This window comes from Micromonospora sp. PLK6-60 (genome assembly GCF_019890675.1).
Classification (GTDB): domain Bacteria; phylum Actinomycetota; class Actinomycetes; order Mycobacteriales; family Micromonosporaceae; genus Micromonospora.
Window position 1 is genome coordinate 14,200 of sequence record NZ_JAIOAA010000030.1, and the last position, 17,189, is coordinate 31,388.

15 protein-coding genes are annotated in these 17,189 nt (G+C 70.8%); 5 read left to right on the top strand and 10 right to left on the bottom strand.

Features of this window, described 5'->3' with window-relative positions:
• Positions 1-67 precede the first annotated feature (67 nt).
• Genes K7640_RS29185 through K7640_RS29195 form a run of 3 tightly spaced genes read right to left on the bottom strand, consistent with a single transcriptional unit; the run spans position 68 to position 2,486 of the window.
• The gene (locus tag K7640_RS29185) at positions 68-1,132 is read right to left on the bottom strand and encodes an ABC transporter permease (RefSeq protein WP_222958166.1); all 1,065 of its coding nucleotides are present in this window, start codon (positions 1,130-1,132) and stop codon (positions 68-70) included.
• Entirely contained in the window at positions 1,129-2,037 is a 909-nt protein-coding gene (locus K7640_RS29190; protein WP_222958167.1) for an ABC transporter ATP-binding protein, read from the bottom strand. The genes K7640_RS29185 and K7640_RS29190 overlap by 4 nt, the downstream gene beginning before the upstream one ends.
• Positions 2,034-2,486, bottom strand: a complete 453-nt coding sequence (locus K7640_RS29195) for a GntR family transcriptional regulator (RefSeq protein ID WP_222958168.1) — start codon at positions 2,484-2,486, stop codon at positions 2,034-2,036. Before K7640_RS29195 ends, K7640_RS29190 begins: the two co-directional genes overlap by 4 nt.
• Before the next feature lie 404 nt (positions 2,487-2,890).
• Between K7640_RS29195 and K7640_RS29200 the strand changes: the two genes are divergently transcribed.
• Positions 2,891-3,739: a phosphotransferase gene (locus K7640_RS29200; protein WP_222958169.1), complete on the top strand. Its 849-nt coding sequence runs from the start codon at positions 2,891-2,893 to the stop codon at positions 3,737-3,739.
• Between the two features lie 175 nt (positions 3,740-3,914).
• Here the strand turns inward: K7640_RS29200 and K7640_RS29205 are convergent, their stop codons facing one another.
• Positions 3,915-4,946 (bottom strand): hypothetical protein, encoded by a 1,032-nt coding sequence (locus tag K7640_RS29205; protein ID WP_222958170.1) that lies wholly within the window; start codon positions 4,944-4,946, stop codon positions 3,915-3,917.
• Between the two features lie 367 nt (positions 4,947-5,313).
• Positions 5,314-6,372: a hypothetical protein gene (locus tag K7640_RS29210; RefSeq protein ID WP_222958171.1), complete on the bottom strand. Its 1,059-nt coding sequence runs from the start codon at positions 6,370-6,372 to the stop codon at positions 5,314-5,316.
• 282 nt (positions 6,373-6,654) lie between these two features.
• Between K7640_RS29210 and K7640_RS29215 the strand changes: the two genes are divergently transcribed.
• Together K7640_RS29215 and K7640_RS29220 are read left to right on the top strand one after the other, a co-directional pair.
• Positions 6,655-7,086 carry a cytidine deaminase gene (locus tag K7640_RS29215; RefSeq protein WP_222958172.1) on the top strand — a complete coding sequence of 144 codons (432 nt, stop codon included), beginning with the start codon at positions 6,655-6,657 and terminating at the stop codon, positions 7,084-7,086.
• 60 nt (positions 7,087-7,146) lie between these two features.
• A complete protein-coding gene (locus K7640_RS29220; RefSeq protein WP_222958173.1) occupies positions 7,147-7,311 on the top strand; it encodes a hypothetical protein in 165 nt (54 codons plus the stop codon).
• A gap of 57 nt (positions 7,312-7,368) precedes the next feature.
• Here K7640_RS29220 and metH read toward each other — a convergent pair whose 3' ends face one another.
• Positions 7,369-10,884, bottom strand: a complete 3,516-nt coding sequence (metH, locus tag K7640_RS29225) for a methionine synthase (RefSeq protein WP_222958174.1) — start codon at positions 10,882-10,884, stop codon at positions 7,369-7,371.
• 260 nt (positions 10,885-11,144) lie between these two features.
• On the opposite strand from metH, the gene K7640_RS29230 reads away from it, so the two are divergent.
• Both K7640_RS29230 and K7640_RS29235 read left to right on the top strand, forming a co-directional pair.
• Positions 11,145-12,014 (top strand): PAC2 family protein, encoded by an 870-nt coding sequence (locus tag K7640_RS29230; RefSeq protein WP_222958175.1) that lies wholly within the window; start codon positions 11,145-11,147, stop codon positions 12,012-12,014.
• Positions 12,015-12,257: 243 nt separating this feature from the next.
• Entirely contained in the window at positions 12,258-13,049 is a 792-nt protein-coding gene (locus tag K7640_RS29235; protein ID WP_222958176.1) for a GntR family transcriptional regulator, read from the top strand.
• Positions 13,050-13,434: 385 nt separating this feature from the next.
• On the opposite strand, the gene mshC is transcribed toward K7640_RS29235, so the two are convergent.
• The 4 genes from mshC to K7640_RS29255 form a co-directional block, all read right to left on the bottom strand.
• Positions 13,435-14,673: a cysteine--1-D-myo-inosityl 2-amino-2-deoxy-alpha-D-glucopyranoside ligase gene (gene mshC / locus K7640_RS29240; protein WP_222958177.1), complete on the bottom strand. Its 1,239-nt coding sequence runs from the start codon at positions 14,671-14,673 to the stop codon at positions 13,435-13,437.
• Between the two features lie 67 nt (positions 14,674-14,740).
• Positions 14,741-15,559, bottom strand: a complete 819-nt coding sequence (locus K7640_RS29245; protein WP_222958178.1) for an SCO1664 family protein — start codon at positions 15,557-15,559, stop codon at positions 14,741-14,743.
• Positions 15,556-16,134, bottom strand: coding sequence for a DUF3090 domain-containing protein (locus tag K7640_RS29250; protein ID WP_222958179.1), 579 nt, complete (start codon positions 16,132-16,134; stop codon positions 15,556-15,558). The genes K7640_RS29245 and K7640_RS29250 overlap by 4 nt, the downstream gene beginning before the upstream one ends.
• Before the next feature lie 118 nt (positions 16,135-16,252).
• Positions 16,253-16,966, bottom strand: coding sequence for a histidine phosphatase family protein (locus K7640_RS29255; protein ID WP_222958180.1), 714 nt, complete (start codon positions 16,964-16,966; stop codon positions 16,253-16,255).
• Between the last annotated feature and the right edge of the window lie 223 nt (positions 16,967-17,189).

Here is a 17,189-nt window from a genome sequence, read left to right on the forward strand (position 1 = left end):
GCCGCCGTCACACCACGCTATCGAGCGGCCCCTCGCCGCATAACCCCTCACACGTGGATGGCAGGGGTCAGCCCGCGGTGAGGTTGGTGCGACGGACGATCCACCAGACGGCGAGCAGGGCCACCGCGGTCAGGCCCAGGTAGCCGGCCGCGACGATCAGGTGGAACTCGAGGATCCGGCTGCCCGGCTGGTACAGCAGGTGCTGCTGAAGATGGTGGTCCGCGAAGCAGGAGAGCGTCGTGCCGGCACCGTTGTCGGGCGGGCAGAGGCGTTGCAGCTCGACGCCGCTGAGCTGGCGCCCGGAGGCGTCGAACGCGCCGGACGGACCGTCCAATCCGTACTCGATCATGCCGCCCTTCACGACCAGGGCGTTGTCGCGCAGCAGGCCGTCGTCCGGCCCACCCACCTGCCGGGTCGCGGACAACGGCGTCATCAGGGTGGGATAGCGCCACTGGACGAGGTAGGTCAGGCCGATGAAGCCGACGATCACGCCGAACACGGCGGGCAGCGTGCGTCTCATCGCGGCGCCGAGTGCGACGCCCACCGCGAACCAGCAGATGCTGATCACCACCGGCAGCATCCCGGTGTTGAGGAACGGCCCGTACTCGAACAGGTTTCCCGGGGCGACGAGCGTCTGCATGCGCTCCAGGTGGTCGCTGACGGCGGCGACGGCCGTGGTCACCACCGCCACGAACAGGCCGAGGATGCCCAGCTTGGTCCACAGCCAGCGCTGCGGGGAGACGTCCTGGCTCCAGGCCAGCAGCAGGGTCCGCTGCTCGTGTTCCCTGGTCAGCAGTGGGACGCCGACGAACACGCCGATCAGCAGCGGCATGTACTGCACCAGCCGGGACAGGGCGCCCATGGTCAGCACCAGCGGCGAGGACCCGCCGAGCCGCAGGCCCTGCGGGGAGCTCTCCGGGCAGTACGTCTGGTGGCACTGGTGCCACAGGTCCGTCAACACCACGGACAGGTAGGTCATCCAGCCCACCAGGATCACGGCCAGGACGAGCGTGCCGATCAGCGCCCAGCGGTGCTGCCGCCAGGTCAGCCACAGCAGGCCGCGGAAGCCGCCCCCGGCGTACCCGAGATCGTCCTGGATCTTGGTGGCGGTCGCTTCGGTGACCGGGCTCATGCCGCCGTCTCCAGATCGTGGTGGGCCGCGGCCGCGGCCTTGAGGTAGGTCAGGATCAGCTCGTCCAGGGTGACGGGCTGGGCGGTCCAGCCGGGCGCGACGACGGCGTGCGCGGCCGGTGACGACGGTCGCCGGAGGACGAATGTGGACTGCCGCTCGGTGTGCCGCGCCTGGACGATCGCGCCGGGGCCCGGTGGCTGGTCCGCGCGGGGACCGGTCAGCCGTACGTGAGTGTCGAGCAACTCCTCGACGTCGCCGGTGAGCACGGGCCGGCCCGCGTCGAGCAGCAGCAGATGGTCACCGACGCCGCTGAGCTCGGCGATGATGTGGGTCGACAGCATGACGGTCATGTCGCTGTCGGCGGCCTCCGCCATGATCTCGCCGGTTACCTCGGTGCGGGCCACCGGGTCCAGGTTGGCGAGGGGCTCGTCCAGCAGCAGCACCGCCGGGCGGGAGCCCAGGGCGACGGCCAGCGCGACCTGCGCCCGCTGCCCGCCGGACAGCCTGCCGCAGCGACGGTCCAGCGGGATGTCGAAGCGCCGGAGCCACGACAGGGCCCGCCGCTGGTCCCACACGCGGTTCGTCGACCGGCCGAAGCGGAGCATGTCCGACACGCTGAAGTCCCGGTACAGCGGCTTGTCCTGGGCCAGGATCGCGACCCGGCTCCCGCCGTCGGTGGGCCCGCCCCGCACCACCGGCCGGCCATGGACCAGAAGGGAGCCGGAGGTGGCCGCCAGGGTGCCGGCGATGATGCTCATCAGTGTCGACTTGCCCGCGCCGTTCGCGCCGACCAGCGCGACGATGCGGTTGGCGGGCAGTGCGAAGCTGCACTCCCGCAGCGCCCACACGCTGCCGTAGCGCCGGCTGACGTCGCGGGCCGCCACGGCGACGGACTGCTCGCTCATGCGGCGCCTTCCTTCCCCTGAATTCCGGCGTCCGGCGCCGGCGTCCGGTCGCCGCCCGCCGGGGCGCGGCGCGTCGAGTTCTCCACGATCACCGAGGCGAGCAGGGCCTGGACGTCCTCGTCCTCCAGACCGGCCTCGCGGGCCTGGTCGAGCCAGCGGGCCAGGCTGCCGCGCAGGCGGGCCATGACATGCGGATCCGCGTTGCCGAGGGTGCCGCTGACGAAGGTGCCCGCCCCCTGCCGCGCCTCCACCAGGCCGGACAGCTCCAGCTCCCGGTACGCCTTGAGCACGGTGGTCGGGTTGACCGTGCAGGAGGTCACCACGCTACGCACGGTGGGGAGTTGGTCCCCGGGCCGCAGCGTCCCGATCCGCAGACCTTCGCGCACCTGCCGCACCAACTGCGCGTACGCGGGGACGCTGCTGGACCGGTCGACATGAAAGTTGATCACCTCGTGCGCTCTCCTCATCCTCTGCCGGCCGTCGCAAATTGTTCTGGTTAAGTAGGACACTAGCTATCCAAGCACGGCAAGGGCTGACCCCGGCAGGCCGAGCCAGCAACTTCGGGGAAGTTGCTGCCTCCCGGCGGCAGGAGGCAGCAACTTCCCCGAAGTTGAGCGCGGGAGCGCGGGAGCGCGGGAGCGCGGGAGCGCGGGAGCGCGGGAGCGCGGGAGCGCGGGAGCGCGGGAGCATTCACGATCACCGTGGCGGGGCAGCGGACAGACGCATCCCTCTCGTACGCTTGCCACCCATGACCGATCCGGGTCCGGTAGGGCGAGCTTCCGACGGCGGTGACGGGGAATTGGTCGTCCACTTGGCACCCCCGCCCGCAGAAGCGTCGATCTCGCGGGAAGTGGTGCGTACGCTGCTGGCAGAGCAGCATCCCGACCTGGCAGGTCGGGAGATCGCCGAGCCGTTCGAGGGTTTCGACATGGCGGTGTTCCGCCTCGGAGACGATCTCGCGGTGCGGATGCCGCGGCACCGAGCCTCGGCCGCGTCGCTGCAGTCGGAGATCCGGTGGGTCGGGCAGCTCGGTGAGCGGTGGACCTTCCCCACCCAGCGGATCGTCCGCGAGGGTCGGCCCGGAGCGGGATATCCGTGGGGCTGGGCGGTGACCTCGTGGCTGCCCGGCGAGCTGGCCGCCGACCGGCCGCTGGATCCGGCGGCGGCGCCGGCACTGGGGCGGGCGTTGGCCGAGATCCACCAACCGGCACCGGTTGACGCGCCGTTCAATTCCGAGCAGAGCATCCCACTGGCCGCGCGCGAGCCGGCGCTCCGGCAGGTTCTCCCCAAGTTGCCGGCGGTGGGCGCGGGCCGCGGGCTGGTGGTGGACCTGGACGCCGCAGCCGCCCTATGGCGCCGGGCGAGCGGCGTGCCCGACGACGCCGCGCGGGTCTGGGCCCACGCCGACCTGCACCCGTTCAACGTGATCTCCGTCGACGGACAATTCGGCGGCATCATCGACTGGTCGGACATCTGCGGGGCGGACCCGGCCGTGGATCTCGGCTTCCTGCACCTGCTGCTGCCGGCCGCGGCGGTGGCGACGGCGTACGACAGCTACGGCGGGGTCGACCCGGCGACAGTGGCGCGGGCCCGAGGGGTCGGCCTGGTCAAGGCGGCCACCCTCGCGGTCGTGCAACGGGAGGTGGTGGCCGCAGTCGGCTGGGGGTGCCTGGTGGAGCTGGGGGTCGCGAGACCCGCGTGAGGCACTGTGGCCGATCACCGCGTCACTCGGGGCGATCGGTTCGCAGGGCCAGCGCCAGGCGTTCGCCCTGCACGCGCAGGACGCCGCTCACCTTCCCCCCACGACGGCATGGGGCTCCTTCTCCCCGCAAGGTGACCGCCTGCCCGCAGAGGATGGCAACGCGATCTCCGCGAAGTCACCTAAGCCAGTGGCGTCCATAGAAGCTGACCGCTTCCTCGATGTTCTCGTTGATGCTCGAACTCACCTCCTCGACCGACAATCGAATTCCAGAAGAATTTGGGATGGTCCAGAGTAGATGGAGCAGCGCGTAGGCGCCCAGGAACAGGAAGTGCGGGTGGCAATAGGTACGCAGCGTCGCAGCGCTGCTGACAAACGGGGAGAAGGACGTTCCATGGAAACGTTCGTTTCGGGCGGTATAGAGCAGGCCACTCATCAACAGGTGAATACGGTGTGGATAATCTAGACAGATTTCTTCCGACCCCACCACCAACCGGTCCCCTCGCAGCGCGCGGCGCAACAGCATGGCGCCGCGCCGCTTGCTGTCAGGACCGGCCCCCGAATCACAATACTTGCCTCGCACCAGGACAACAAAGCTGGTCAGTGCATCGCGAAAAGGAGCTTGGCCGGCCAGCCTCCTCTGGGCCCGGACTGCCTGCTGGTCGGCTGGAGGCACGATGACGCGCTCGAAGAGGTATTCGCACGTCTGCGCCGGCGGATTCGACAGGAGCGGGGCCAGAGCCTCCTCGCCCAACCCTTGCTCCGCCAGCATCCTGAGGCGATCGGTGGTATTGCCGCCGGCGGAGAGGGCTTCGCTCTGCTGCAATGCCGACTCGAACGCCTTCCACGTGGAGTCGAACGCAATGTCCGGCCGAGCCGACAGGGCATCAAATGCGTCGATCAAATAAGAGATCTGGATATTGTATGTCACGTCGTCCGAGTAATGTACGGGCAACGGAACGAAAAGGCGACTCCCGGTCCTTTTCAACCGCTCATTGAAGTCCTTCTCAATGGGCAGCATCTGGCGAGGTGTGTTGATCCCCTTCCGAGACCATTGCTCGATCGCCTCGACGCGGACTCGACGATGGTAGCGGCGTTCGTCAGCCGACATCACTGCCTCTTCTCCGTTGGCCCGCCAGGATGTTAGCCACCGACCGACATCCAAGGCCAGCAGCGCGGCGCCACCTGGAAGCGAGGCGCGCAACAGCACGACCGACCGTCCACCTCGAGCCGTTGGTATCGGATGGCCTGGAGAAGGTGCGACCTCGGCAACCATCGTTTCAGGCGCTCCGACTCAGCTCGGAGCGTCTGCGGCGATCACCTGGCGTTGCAATGTGAACAGTGATCGGCATACCACCGCCAACCGGACCGAAGGGCCGCTGACCTACACCGGGACCTGCCGTCAGTTGTCGTCGTTGGTCACCGCTGGTTCACCTCAGACGGCCTGCAGACGGCATGATCTTGGGCTCCACCGTCGTCGCGAGGGCCAGTTGTCCCCCAGAAATCGGCATGGCGGTCCGGTGTTGATCGCACCGCTGGTCGACGGTCTGACAGTGTTCACTGTGGTTCCGATCTGGTCAGTCACGTGCCTGTGACTCGATCTCCCAGGAAAGCGCCCACCGCAGCCACCGGACGCGGGAGGCGGCACGCGGCAGGTTCCCGCTCCAGTAGTACTGCGCGATAGACAGCCCGACACCCAGAATCGGGCCAGCCGGACCCACGACAGGCGTCGAGGCGGCGCCGCCGAGCACGCCGGCGGCGAGTGCCAGCCGACGCTCGAAGGCGCCCAGCTTCGCGGGCAGCGCAACCCGAGCTGCGAGCTCGCGGACAACTTCCGACTCAACCTGTCCGGGCGCGACCCGGTGAATGCCCAAATCACGCACGGCACCGCGCAATTCGTGCAGCAGCACGCAATACTCGTCCAGCGTCATCGACCGCATCATCGATGCCACCGTGCTAGAGAACGAGATCGGACCAAGTGGCACGGGGGCCTGCCCAGTATCAGCGGCCAGCGTAGGGTGGGCGATCGAGGAGCGGACCGGGTGGTTCAGGTAGGGCCGGTCCTCACCGGCCAGGCGACCTAACATGGGATAGCGCAAGACCACATCTAGTGTGTACAGCAGCGTTGCGACCGGGACGCTGAGTCGCAGGGCTGCGGCCCTGATGTCTGGGCGGCCGGCCAGCCGTTGCACATCGAAGCTGTACAGGTGCGGGAAGCGCTCGTTGTGCCAGTCGTTGACCCAGCTCTCCTGATGCAGCTTCATCCACTGAGCGGCCTTCCGCGGGTTCGCGCCGCACCAGCCCATGAACTGCGCGATGCAGTCCTCGAGGAGCTGCTCGGAGACGGGAGCGATCGTGTCGGTGGAGTACGGCAGCGGCACAAGAGAGTCGGAGTCGCGGCTATTGATTCGGTCGATGATCCAGAGCGTGGAAGCCTGCAGCTCCGACCGTGATGACGTGGGAAGCGGGTAGGCGACGGTGTCGCTAAAGACGAAGAGGTCGACCAGGTTGCCGCCAATTCGGGTGGCCCAAGGATCGATGGACGATCCACGGCTGATGGACTCGATGCCGGCGAGTGATGTGACATCGATTACCGTAGACCTCATGACTCCTCCGGCGAGATAGCGGAAGGTCATGGTAAACGTGCCCTAAGTAGGCATCAACCTTATTGGTGACTGCGCATCTCGCCGCTTTCTGCCCTCTAAGGGACGTCTCGTAACCTGACGGTGGTGACATGTTCGTCGCTGCTGTGGTCCGACTGAGGTGGTCTTCGAGGTGAGCTGCCGCCGGTCGCCGCCGTATCAGTACGGCCGCCGGATCCCTCGCTGCGAGAGCGTTGCTTCGTAGAAGCCGAGGAAGCGCTCTGCCTCTCCGACTGCGTCGTCCAACTCGTCGAGAGCTGCGCGGTCACCGGGGTCATGGCGCAGTATGCAGCCGTTGAGCAGATGAACCGCCGATGGCCGGCTGAGGAGTACGGCGGGGCAGCTACGGTCTACCTTGAGGACGATCAGATCTTGACCAGCGTTTGCCTCGACAATCTCAACGCCGGGGTCACTCTTTGTCATGAAACCGGAGCCATCTGCCAGGCGTACACGCTGAACAAGCGGGTCACTGCTTCGGTGTGCGTGGGAAGAGAGGCTGGCAGCAGCGACGTCTTCGTACTCGCACCGTGCGGAATCTGCCAGGAGCGCCTCGCCCTGTGGGGGCCGGAGGTTCAGGTGGGCGTCGCCGATCCATCCAGCCCATCCGGATGGACAGCACGGACTCTTCTCGAGCTCAACCCGTTCTACTGGGGAGCTCGATTTGCTGACGGTGGTCCATGGCCCTCTCCGGCGGTCCATGCATCCTGACCTGTCGTTTGCTGGCCAGTCCCGCTCACCGTAGTGATCATTCAGCCGGAGGTGTCGCCGATGCCTCGCGGACCGCAGCGGCCCTACCTGACGACCCCGGCCGGGACGACGCTGGACCGGACGGCCTTCAACCGGGGCGTCTGGAAGCGGGACCGCACCCGCCGCGCGATCGACCACGCCTTCGCCGACGACCCGCAGGCCCCCGACGGCCTGAAGACGGCATGATCATGCAAATCGGGCCTGTTGCAGGCGCTCCACCGCAGGTCAGAGCGCCTGCCGGCCTCACTTGGCGTTGAAGTAGTTCGCCTCTGGGTGGTGCACCACGATCGCGTCCGTGGCCTGCTCCGGCACCAGCTGGAACTCCTCCGACAGCTGCACCCCGATCCGCTCCGCGCCGAGCAGGTCCACGATCTTCGCCCGGTCCTCCAGCTCCGGACAGGCCGGATACCCGAACGCGTACCGGCAGCCGCGGTAGTCGTTGCGCAGCAGGCCGGCGAGGTCGGCCGGGTCTCCGGTGGCCACGGTGCCGCCGCCGGGCAGGGTCAGCTCGGTGCGGATGCGCCGGTGCCAGTATTCGGCGAGGGCCTCGGTGAGCTGCACGGACAGGCCGTGCACCTCCAGGTAGTCGCGGTATTCGTTGGCGGCGAACATCTTCGCCGTGTAGTCGCTGATCGGCTGCCCGACGGTGACCAGTTGCAGCGCCACCACGTCCAGCTCGTCGCCCTTGGGGCGGAAGAAGTCGGCCAGACAGAGCCGGCGCTCCTGCCGCTGCCGGGGGAAGGAGAACCGGGCCCGCTCGGCGTTGCCGTTCTCGTCCAGCACCACCAGGTCGTTGCCCTCGGCATACGCGGGGAAGTAGCCGTACACCACGGCCGCCTCGAGGACCTGGTCGGAGGTGAGCCGGTCCAGCCAGTACCGCAGCCGGGGCCGCCCCTCGGTCTCCACCAGCTCCTCGTACGACGGGCCCTGGCCGCCCCGGGCACCGCGCAGCCCCCACTGGCCGAGGAAGGTGGCCCGCTCGTCGAGCAGCGCCGAGTATTCGGCAAGCGGGATGCCCTTGACCACCCGGGTGCCGAAGAACGGCGGCTTGGGCACCGCCACGTCGGCGGCCACGTCGGAGCGCACCGACGCGTCGTCCAGCTCGGGCAGCGACTCGGTGACCATCGCCCGCTGCTTCTCCCGACGGGCCCGCCGGGCGGCGAGGGCCGCCTCCCGCTCCGGGTCGACCACCGGCGCGCCGCCCCGCTTGGCGGTCATCACCCGGTCCATCAGGGCCAGCCCCTCGAACGCGTCGCGCGCGTAGTGCACCTGGCCGGGGAACATCGACCGCAGGTCGTCCTCGACGTACGCCCGGGTCAGTGCCGCCCCACCGAGCAGGACGGGCCAGCGCTCCGCGACCCCGCGCGACGCCATCTCGACCAGGTTTTCCTTCATGATGACCGTGCTCTTGACCAGCAGCCCGGACATGCCGATGGCGTCGGCCCGGTGCTCCTCCGCGGCGTCCAGGATCGCGTTGATCGGCTGCTTGATGCCGATGTTGACGACCTCGTAGCCGTTGTTGGACAGGATGATGTCGACCAGGTTCTTGCCGATGTCGTGCACGTCGCCCTTGACCGTGGCCAGCACGATCCGGCCCTTGCCACCGTCCTCGGTGGCCTCCATGTGCGGCTCCAGGTAGGCCACCGCGGTCTTCATCACCTCGGCGGACTGGAGCACGAACGGCAGTTGCATCTGCCCGGAGCCGAACAGCTCGCCGACCACCTTCATCCCGTCGAGCAGGATGTCGTTGATGATGGACAGTGGGCTGCGCCCGCCGGCCATGGCGGCGTCCAGGTCGGCCTCCAGGCCGTTGCGCTCGCCGTCGATGATCCGCCGCTTGAGCCGCTCGTCCAGCGGCAGCGCGGCCAACTCCTCGGCCCGGGTGGCGCGCGCCGAGGCGGCGTCGACGCCCTCGAAGACCTCGATGAACCGCTGCACCGGGTCGTAGCCCTCGCGGCGCCGGTCGTAGACCAGGTCCAGCGCGATCTCGCGCTGCTCGTCGGGGATCTTGGACATCGGCAGGATCTTGCTGGCGTGCACGATCGCCGAGGTCAGCCCGGCCTGCTGGCACTCGTGCAGGAAGACCGAGTTGAGCACCTGGCGGGCGGCCGGGTTGAGGCCGAACGAGACGTTCGACACGCCCAGGGTGAAGTTGATCCCCGGGTAGCGGGCGGCGATCTCCCGGATCGCCTCGATCGTCTCGATGCCGTCGCGCCGGGTCTCCTCCTGACCGGTGGCGATCGGGAAGGTGAGGGCGTCGATCAGGATGTCCTCGCGGCGCATCCCCCACCGGCCGGTCAGGTCCTCGATCAGCCGGACCGCGACGCGTACCTTCCACTCCCGGGTGCGGGCCTGGCCCTCCTCGTCGATGAGCAGCGCGACCACCGCGGCGCCGTGCTCGGCGACCACCGGCATCACCCGGGCGTAGCGCGACCCCTCGCCGTCGCCGTCCTCGAAGTTCACCGAGTTGACCACGCAGCGCCCGCCGAGCATCTCCAGCCCGGCCTCGATCACCCCCGGCTCGGTGGAGTCCAGCATGATCGGCAGGGTGGACGCGGTGGCGAACCGGCCGGCCAGCTCGCGCATGTCGGTGCTGCCGTCCCGGCCGACGTAGTCGACGCAGAGGTCCAGCAGGTGCGACCCGTCGCGGGCCTGGCTGCGGGCGATCTCCACGCAGGCCTGCCAGTCGGCGGCCAGCATCGCCTCGCGGAACGCCTTCGAGCCGTTGGCATTGGTCCGCTCCCCCACCATCAGCACGCTGGCGTCCTGGGCGAACGGCACGTGATGGTAGATCGAGGAGACGCCGGCCTCGGGGCGCGGCTCGCGGGCCACCGGGGTGGCGCCGTGCAGCCGCTCCGAGAGGACCCGGATGTGCTCCGGGGTGGTGCCGCAACAGCCGCCGACCAGCGCCACGCCGTAGTCGTTGACGAACCGTTCGAGGGCGTCGGCCAGCTCCACCGGGCTCAGCGGGAAGTAGGCACCCTCGGCGGTCAGCACCGGCAGGCCAGCGTTGGGCATCACCGAGATCGGCACTCGGGCGTGCTGGGACAGGTAGCGCAGGTGCTCGCCCATCTCGGCCGGGCCGGTGGAGCAGTTCAGCCCGATCAGGTCCACCCCGAGCGGCTCGATCGCGGTCAGCGCCGCGCCGATCTCGCTGCCCAGCAGCATGGTGCCGGTGGTCTCCATCGCCACCTGGCAGATGATCGGCACCTGCTGGCCCAGCTCGGCCATCGCCCGCTTGCACCCGATCACGGCCGCCTTGACCTGGAGCAGGTCCTGCGACGTCTCGATGATCAGGGCGTCCGCGCCGCCGGCGATCAGACCGGCCGCGTTCTCCTGGTACGCGTCGCGCAGCGCCGCGTACGGGGCGTGGCCCAGGGTCGGCAGCTTGGTGCCCGGCCCGATCGAGCCGAGCACGAACCGGGGCCGCTGCGCCGTGGTGTACGCGTCGGCGGCCTCCCGGGCGATCCGCGCGCCCGCCTCGGCCAGCTCCCGGATCCGGTCGGCGATGCCGTACTCCGCCAGGTTGGCCAGGTTGGCGCCGAAGGTGTTGGTCTCCACGCAGTCCGCCCCGGCGGCCAGGTACGCGTCGTGCACGCCGCGCACCACGTCCGGGCGGGACACGTTGAGGATCTCGTTGCAGCCCTCGTGGCCCTCGAAGTCGTCCAGGGTCAGGTCGGCCGCATGCAGCATCGTGCCCATCGCCCCGTCGGCGATGAGGATCCGATCTGACAGCACATCCAGCAACGAAGTCCGCACCCCGCCAGGTTAGTGCGGCTCGCCCCACCCGTGCCGCTCCACCCGTGCCCTTCCCACATCGTGTCGGACTAATCGGTGCGTACCTTTGGCCCGTTCTGCCCTGTTCGACGGGGGGACGACCGGCGCGGCCGACGGGCCGCCCCTCGCACCGGCACGTAGGCTACGGACGTGAAGGACAACAGGGACGCCACCGTCGCAGGCGGGCGGACGACCGGGCCGCCACCCGGTGCCGTCCCCGACGAGCAGGGCGAGGTGACGGCGTGACCGAGTTCGACGGACTGCCGGTGCTGCGGTCCCCGGTGGCGATCGCCGCGTTCGAGGGCTGGAACGACGCCGCGGACGCCTCCACCGCCGCGGTCGAGCACCTGGAGCAGGTCTGGCAGGCCCGGCAGGTCGCCGAGCTGGACCCGGAGGACTTCTACGACTTCCAGGTCAGCCGGCCGACCATCACCATGGCCGAGGGCGAGACCCGGCGGGTGGAGTGGCCCACCACCCGGTTCATGGTCGCCAGCCCCGAGGGCACCGAGCGGGACGTGGTACTGATCCGGGGCATCGAGCCCAGCATGCGCTGGCGCACCTTCTGCGAGCAGGTCCTGGAGATCTGCCACAGCCTGGAGGTCGAACGGGTGGTGCTGCTCGGCGCGCTGCTCGCCGACGTGCCGTACACCCGGCCCCTGCCGATCACCGGCAGCGCGTCGGACGCCGACGCGGCCCGCCGCTACCAGCTCACCCCCACCCGGTACGACGGGCCGACCGGCATCGTCGGGGTGCTGCACGACGCCTGCGGCCGGGCCGAGGTCGACGCGGTCTCCTTCTGGGTGCACGTCCCGCACTACGCCAACAACCCGCCGTGCCCCAAGGCCACCCTCGCCCTGCTGCACCGGGTCGAGGAGGTGCTCGACCTGCCGGTGCCGATGGCCGACCTGGCCGAGGAGGCCGCCGAGTGGGAGCAGCGGGTCCGCAGCGCCGCCGAGCAGGACGCCGAGCTGGGAGAATACGTCCGCGAGCTGGAGGAACGGGTCGGTGACGCCGGCATCACCCCGCTGACCGGCGACGAGATCGCCCAGGAGTTCGAGAAGTACCTGCGCCGCCGCGGCGGCTCCGCCGGCCCCACCGCCGGCTCCTGGTAGCTCTCTGCCCGCTTCGCCGGCGGCTCTGCTGCTCGTGACGGGTTCTGCTGCTCGTGACCGGCTCTGCTCCTCGTGGCGGGCTCGGCGCTCGTGGCGGGCTCGGCGCTCGTGGCGGCTCGGTTCGGTGTCGGTAGCGATCGAAGGCCGGGTCCCGTTTCGGGGCCCGGTTTCTTCGTGTCCGGGGTGGCGCGGTCACGCCCGCTGCGGCATCCTAGGAACCTAGCTGTTATGAGGAGGGTGGGCGTGCAGATCAACCCGGGGGCCGCCGAGTTCCCGCACCGGCAGATCGCCGCGCAGCTCAAGGCCCAGGTCCGCCGCGGCGACTGGGCGCCCGGCGAGCGGCTGCCGTCCATCCCGGCCATCGCCGAGATGTTCGGCGTCGCCAAACAGACCGTGCAGCGCGCCGTCGACCAGCTGCGGGTCGAGGGCATCCTGATCACCAAACCCGGCTCGGGTACGTACGTCCGGGGCACCCGGCGCCGACTCAACCGGCTGGCCCGTGGCCGGTACGGCGGCTTCCGCGGCTACCACACCGACCTGGCCGCCCGGTACCGGCAGCAGCTGGTCTCCGTCGGCCGCTCCCCCGCCCCGGCCGAGGTCGCCGACGCGTTCGGGGTGGCCGACGGCACCGAGTTGCTCTGCCGGCGGCACCTGGTGCGCACCGAGGACTCCCCGGTCGAGGTGGGCGCCTCCTGGTTCCTGCCCGCCGACACCGCCGGCACCTCGCTGGAGCGGGCCGAGGCGTTCGGCCGGCCGCTCTACCAGGAGGCCGAGGAGGCCACCGGCCGCCGCTACGTCACCGCCACCGACACCATCAGCGCGCGCCAGCCCAGCCGCGAGGAGGCGGAGACGCTGCAGATCCGCCCCGACACCCCGGTGCTGCACCTGCTGCACGTGGCGTACGACGAGCGGCGCAAGCCGATCGAGGTGGCCCAGGCCACCTGGCCCGGCCCGATGACCACGCTCACCGAGGAGTACAAGATCCCCGCGCCCGCCCCCGAACCGGACCCCGACCCGGGTCTCGTGCTCGGCTGAGCGCTCCCACCCACGCGCCCACCCGCCGCCGGGCGCCCGTCGGTGATGGCGCATCGGGCGGTTGCCGGGTGGCTGTCGCGCTCGACGGGCGCCCCGCCGTTGATCGCGCTGGCCGGGTGCCCGTCGGTGACCGCGCATTGGACGGTTGCCGTGCGGCTGTCGCGCTCGACGGACGCCCCGCCGTTGATCGCGCTGGCCGGGGGCCCGTCGGTGATCGCGCTCGAACGTGGAAACAGTGGTCTCGCCGACGCGGCGAGGCCACTGTTTCCTGCATCGAGCACGATCATGGAAACGGAACACTGCTGGGCCGGCGGGGGCACCGGGATCGGCCTGTTGTTAACAGGGGGCCCCTGCTATGCAGAATGCGTTAACAGGGGGCCCTTCCTTACAGGCGGATGCCGAGGAGGGCGTCGACGGTGTCGGCGAAGAGCTTCGGGGCGTCGGGGTCGTCGCCCGTGCCGGCGAGGGTCTGATCGGCCCACTCGTCGGCCACCGCCAGGGCGCCCGGGCTGTCCAGGTCGTCGGCCAGGCGCTCGCGTACGCCGGCCAGCAGCTCGGCCCCGGACGGCCCGGCGGTCGCGGCGGCCGCCCGCCGCCAGCGGTCCAGCCGCTCCCCGGCCGCGGCGAGCAGTTCGTCGGTCCACGACCGGTCGGCGCGGTAGTGCCCGCTCAGCAGGGCCAGCCGGACCGCCATCGGGTCCACCCGGTCGGCCCGCAGCCGGGAGACGAAGACCAGGTTGCCCCGGGACTTCGACATCTTCTCGCCGTCCAGGCCGATCATGCCGGCGTGCACGTAGTGGTCGGCGAACGGCGCCGCGCCGGTGAGCCGCTCGGCGTGCGCGGCGGAACACTCGTGGTGCGGGAAGAGCAGGTCGTTGCCGCCGCCCTGCACGTCGATCCGGTCACCGAGCAGGTTCAGCGCGATCACCGCGCACTCGATGTGCCAGCCCGGCCGGCCGGCGCCCAGCTCACCGCCCGGCCAGGACGGCTCGCCCTCACGGGCGCCGCGCCACAGCAGCGGGTCGAGCGGGTCGCGCTTGCCGGCCCGGTCCGGGTCGCCACCGCGCTCCGGGAAGATCTCCAGCATCTGCTCCCGGGACAGGTTCGACTCGTAGCCGAACGCGGGGGCGGCGGAGATGTCGAAGTAGACGTCGCCGGTGCCGTCGTCGAGCCGGTACGCGGCACCGTCCTTGAGCAGCACGAGCACCTTCTCGGCGATGTCCGGGATGGACTCCACCGCGCCCACGTAGTGCGCCGGCGGGATGATCCGCAGCGCCTCCATGTCCTCCCGGAACAGCGCCGTCTCCCGCATGGCCAAGACCTTCCAGTCCTCGCCGTCGCGGGCGGCCCGCTCCAGCAGCGGGTCGTCGATGTCGGTGACGTTCTGCACGTACCGCACGGTCAGGCCGGCGTCGCGCCACATCCGCTGCACCAGGTCGAAGGCGATCATGGTGGCGGCGTGCCCGAGGTGGGTGGCGTCGTACGGGGTGATGCCGCAGACGTACATCGAGGCGGCCCCGTCGGGCCGGCTGGGGTGGACACCTTGCCGCGCCGAGTCGTACAGCTTCGGTGGTGTGCCCGCGCCCGGCAGCCGTGGCACCTCGTGTCCCGCCCAAGACTCCATGACCGTCAGCCTAACGAGCCGTCAGGCCGTCGCGGGGCGCCCCACGGGTGATCAACGCGACAACGGCTCAGATGGGTGGCCAGGGGATCGCCGGCCACTCCTGCGACGGTTGGGGGAAGGTGCCGGCCGCCCGCAGCCGCTCGATCCGGGCCGCCAGCGCGGCCACCTCCGAGACGGTCAGGTGCTCGGCCAGCTCGTCGCCGAGCGCCCCGGTCACCTGGCCGGCGAGGCCGTCCAGCAGCTCCGCCACGTCCGGCGGCAGCTGCCGGCCGGCCCAGCCCCAGAGCACCGTACGCAGCTTCTCCTCGACGTGGAAGCTCACCCCGTGGTCGACCCCGTAGATCCGGTCGTCCGGGCCGACCAGCACGTGCCCACCCTTGCGGTCGGCGTTGTTGATCACCGCGTCGAGGACCGCGAGCCGGGCCAGCCGGGGATCGTCGGCGTGGGCGAGGGCGTACACGGCGCCGTCGTCGTCCCGGGCCGCCGCGATCGGGAACCAGCGCGGCGGCACCGCGTCCGCCGGCACGAAGCCGACCAGCGGCTCGGTCTCCTCCGGCTCGTCGATCCAGAGCTGGCAGGAGCCGGGACCGAACGGGCCGTCCCGCAGCACCGTCGGCGGCACCAGGTCCCAGCCGGTGGCCCGGGAGACCAGGTAGGCCGCCACCTCCCGGCCGGCGAGGGTGCCGTCCGGGAAGTCCCACAGCGGCCGCTCGCCGCGCACCGGCTTGTAGACGCAGCGGGCGGTCACCCCGTCGAGGGTGATGATGCCGCGCAGCGTGGTGTTCGAGGCGTCGACCAGACGCCCCTCCAGGTCCAGCTCACCGTCGTGCAACAGCCGGAGCGCGGCGCGCTCGTCCTGGCAGGGGCGCAGCTCCGACGACGTCACCGGTGGTAACCGTTGTGCCGCGGGCAGAGGTGCCCGGCGGGGTCCAGCGGTTGGCCGCAGAGCGGGCAGGGCGGGCGACCGGCGTTGACCACCCGGCGGGCCCGGGCGATGAACTCCCGGGTCGCCTCGGGGGTCAGCCGCACCCGCAGCCGGTCGAGATCCTCGTCCGGCTCCTCCGCCTCGTCGTCGTCCTCGTCGTCGTCCTCCAGCTCGACCTCGGCCTCGGCCTCGCCGGCCGCGATCGCCTCGATCACCACGGTCGCCGTGTCCACGTCGAAGGCCAGGCCGAGCGTGCCGACCCGGAACTCCTCGTCGACCGGGGTGTCGAGCGGGTCGTTGTCGCCGGCGGCGCTCGGCGCCGCCTCGGGCAGGTCGACGCCGAACCGGCGCTGCGCCTCGGCGAGCAACTCCTCCAGCTTCTCGGCCAGCAGGGAGACCTGCACCTTCTCCAGCGCGACGCTGACCAGCCGCCCGCCGCCGCGCGCCTGGAGGAAGAACGTGCGCTCCCCCGGCGCACCGACGGTCCCGGCGACGAACCGCTCCGGCGGCTCGAAGGCGTGCACCTGGTGGGTCATACCCACGACCCTATCCGGCCCGCCCGGGCGTCGCGCACCGCACTCACGGTGAATCTCCGCCGCGCGGCGCGCCGGTCGCAGCCGCGCGACGCGCCGGGCGTGGCGGGTCGGTGACCGGTCACGGGGTCCCTCCGGCACCGCCGCCCACGGCCGCGTCCGAGTCGGTGGCCCGCGCCGCCCGGCGGCGTCGCCTGCGCGGCGGTGGCACCAGACCCGCCAGGTCACCGCCGGTGTCGTTGAGCCGGACCAGGAACGGGCGCAGCGGCGTGTAGCGGATCACGGTCACCGACGCCGGGTCCGCCACGATCCGCTGGAAAAGATCCAGGTGTACGCCGAGCGCGTCGGCGACGATGGCCTTGATCACATCGCCGTGGCTGCACGCGAGCCAGACCGCCTCCGGGCCGTGCTCGGCGGTGACCCGGGCGTCCCAGGAACGCACCGTGGCGACCGCCCGGGCCGCCATCGCCGCCATCGACTCCCCGCCCGGGAAGACCGCCGCGCTCGGATGCTGCTGCACCACCGGCCAGAGGGGCTCCTTGGCCAGCTTCTTCAGCGGCTGCCCCTCCCAGTCGCCGTACCCGCACTCGATCAACCCCTCCGCCACGGCCGGCTCGGCCGTCGGCAGGGCCAGCTCCAGGGTCTGCCGGCAGCGGATCAGCGGGCTGGTCACCACCGCCGCGAGGGGCAACGCCTTCAGCCGCGCACCGACCGCCGTGGCCTGGGCCCGCCCGGTCTCGTCCAGCTCGACCGGCTGCCGACCGGCCAGCCCGCCGTCGGCGTTCGCGGTGGTCCGGCCGTGTCGCAGAAGCAGAAGGGTCGCCACGCCGACCACCCTATGGCCTCGATCGCCCCACCCGCCGACGCCGCCCCCAGGGTGCAAGGAGGGTGCCCTTGTTAACGCATTCGGTAGAGGAAGGGCACCTTGTTAACACCTGTGGGCGGTCACGGGGTCGTGCAGACATCGGGGGGCCGGCGCCAGGCGGGGGCCCCGAAGCCGGATGGGTGACCTTTCGTGTGGGCGTACCGACTGGTCGGGACGTGCGATCTGGGACGTT

What these genes read in the sequence shown, in the direction of transcription:
- mshC (WP_222958177.1), bottom strand. Translation starts at nt 14,673, where the DNA reads ATGGAGTCTTGGGCGGGACACGAGGTGCCACGGCTGCCGGGCGCGGGC.
- K7640_RS29185 (WP_222958166.1), bottom strand. Translation starts at nt 1,132, where the DNA reads ATGAGCCCGGTCACCGAAGCGACCGCCACCAAGATCCAGGACGATCTC.
- K7640_RS29220 (WP_222958173.1), top strand. Translation starts at nt 7,147, where the DNA reads ATGCCTCGCGGACCGCAGCGGCCCTACCTGACGACCCCGGCCGGGACG.
- K7640_RS29210 (WP_222958171.1), bottom strand. Translation starts at nt 6,372, where the DNA reads ATGACCTTCCGCTATCTCGCCGGAGGAGTCATGAGGTCTACGGTAATC.
- K7640_RS29215 (WP_222958172.1), top strand. Translation starts at nt 6,655, where the DNA reads ATGGCGCAGTATGCAGCCGTTGAGCAGATGAACCGCCGATGGCCGGCT.
- K7640_RS29190 (WP_222958167.1), bottom strand. Translation starts at nt 2,037, where the DNA reads ATGAGCGAGCAGTCCGTCGCCGTGGCGGCCCGCGACGTCAGCCGGCGC.
- K7640_RS29250 (WP_222958179.1), bottom strand. Translation starts at nt 16,134, where the DNA reads ATGACCCACCAGGTGCACGCCTTCGAGCCGCCGGAGCGGTTCGTCGCC.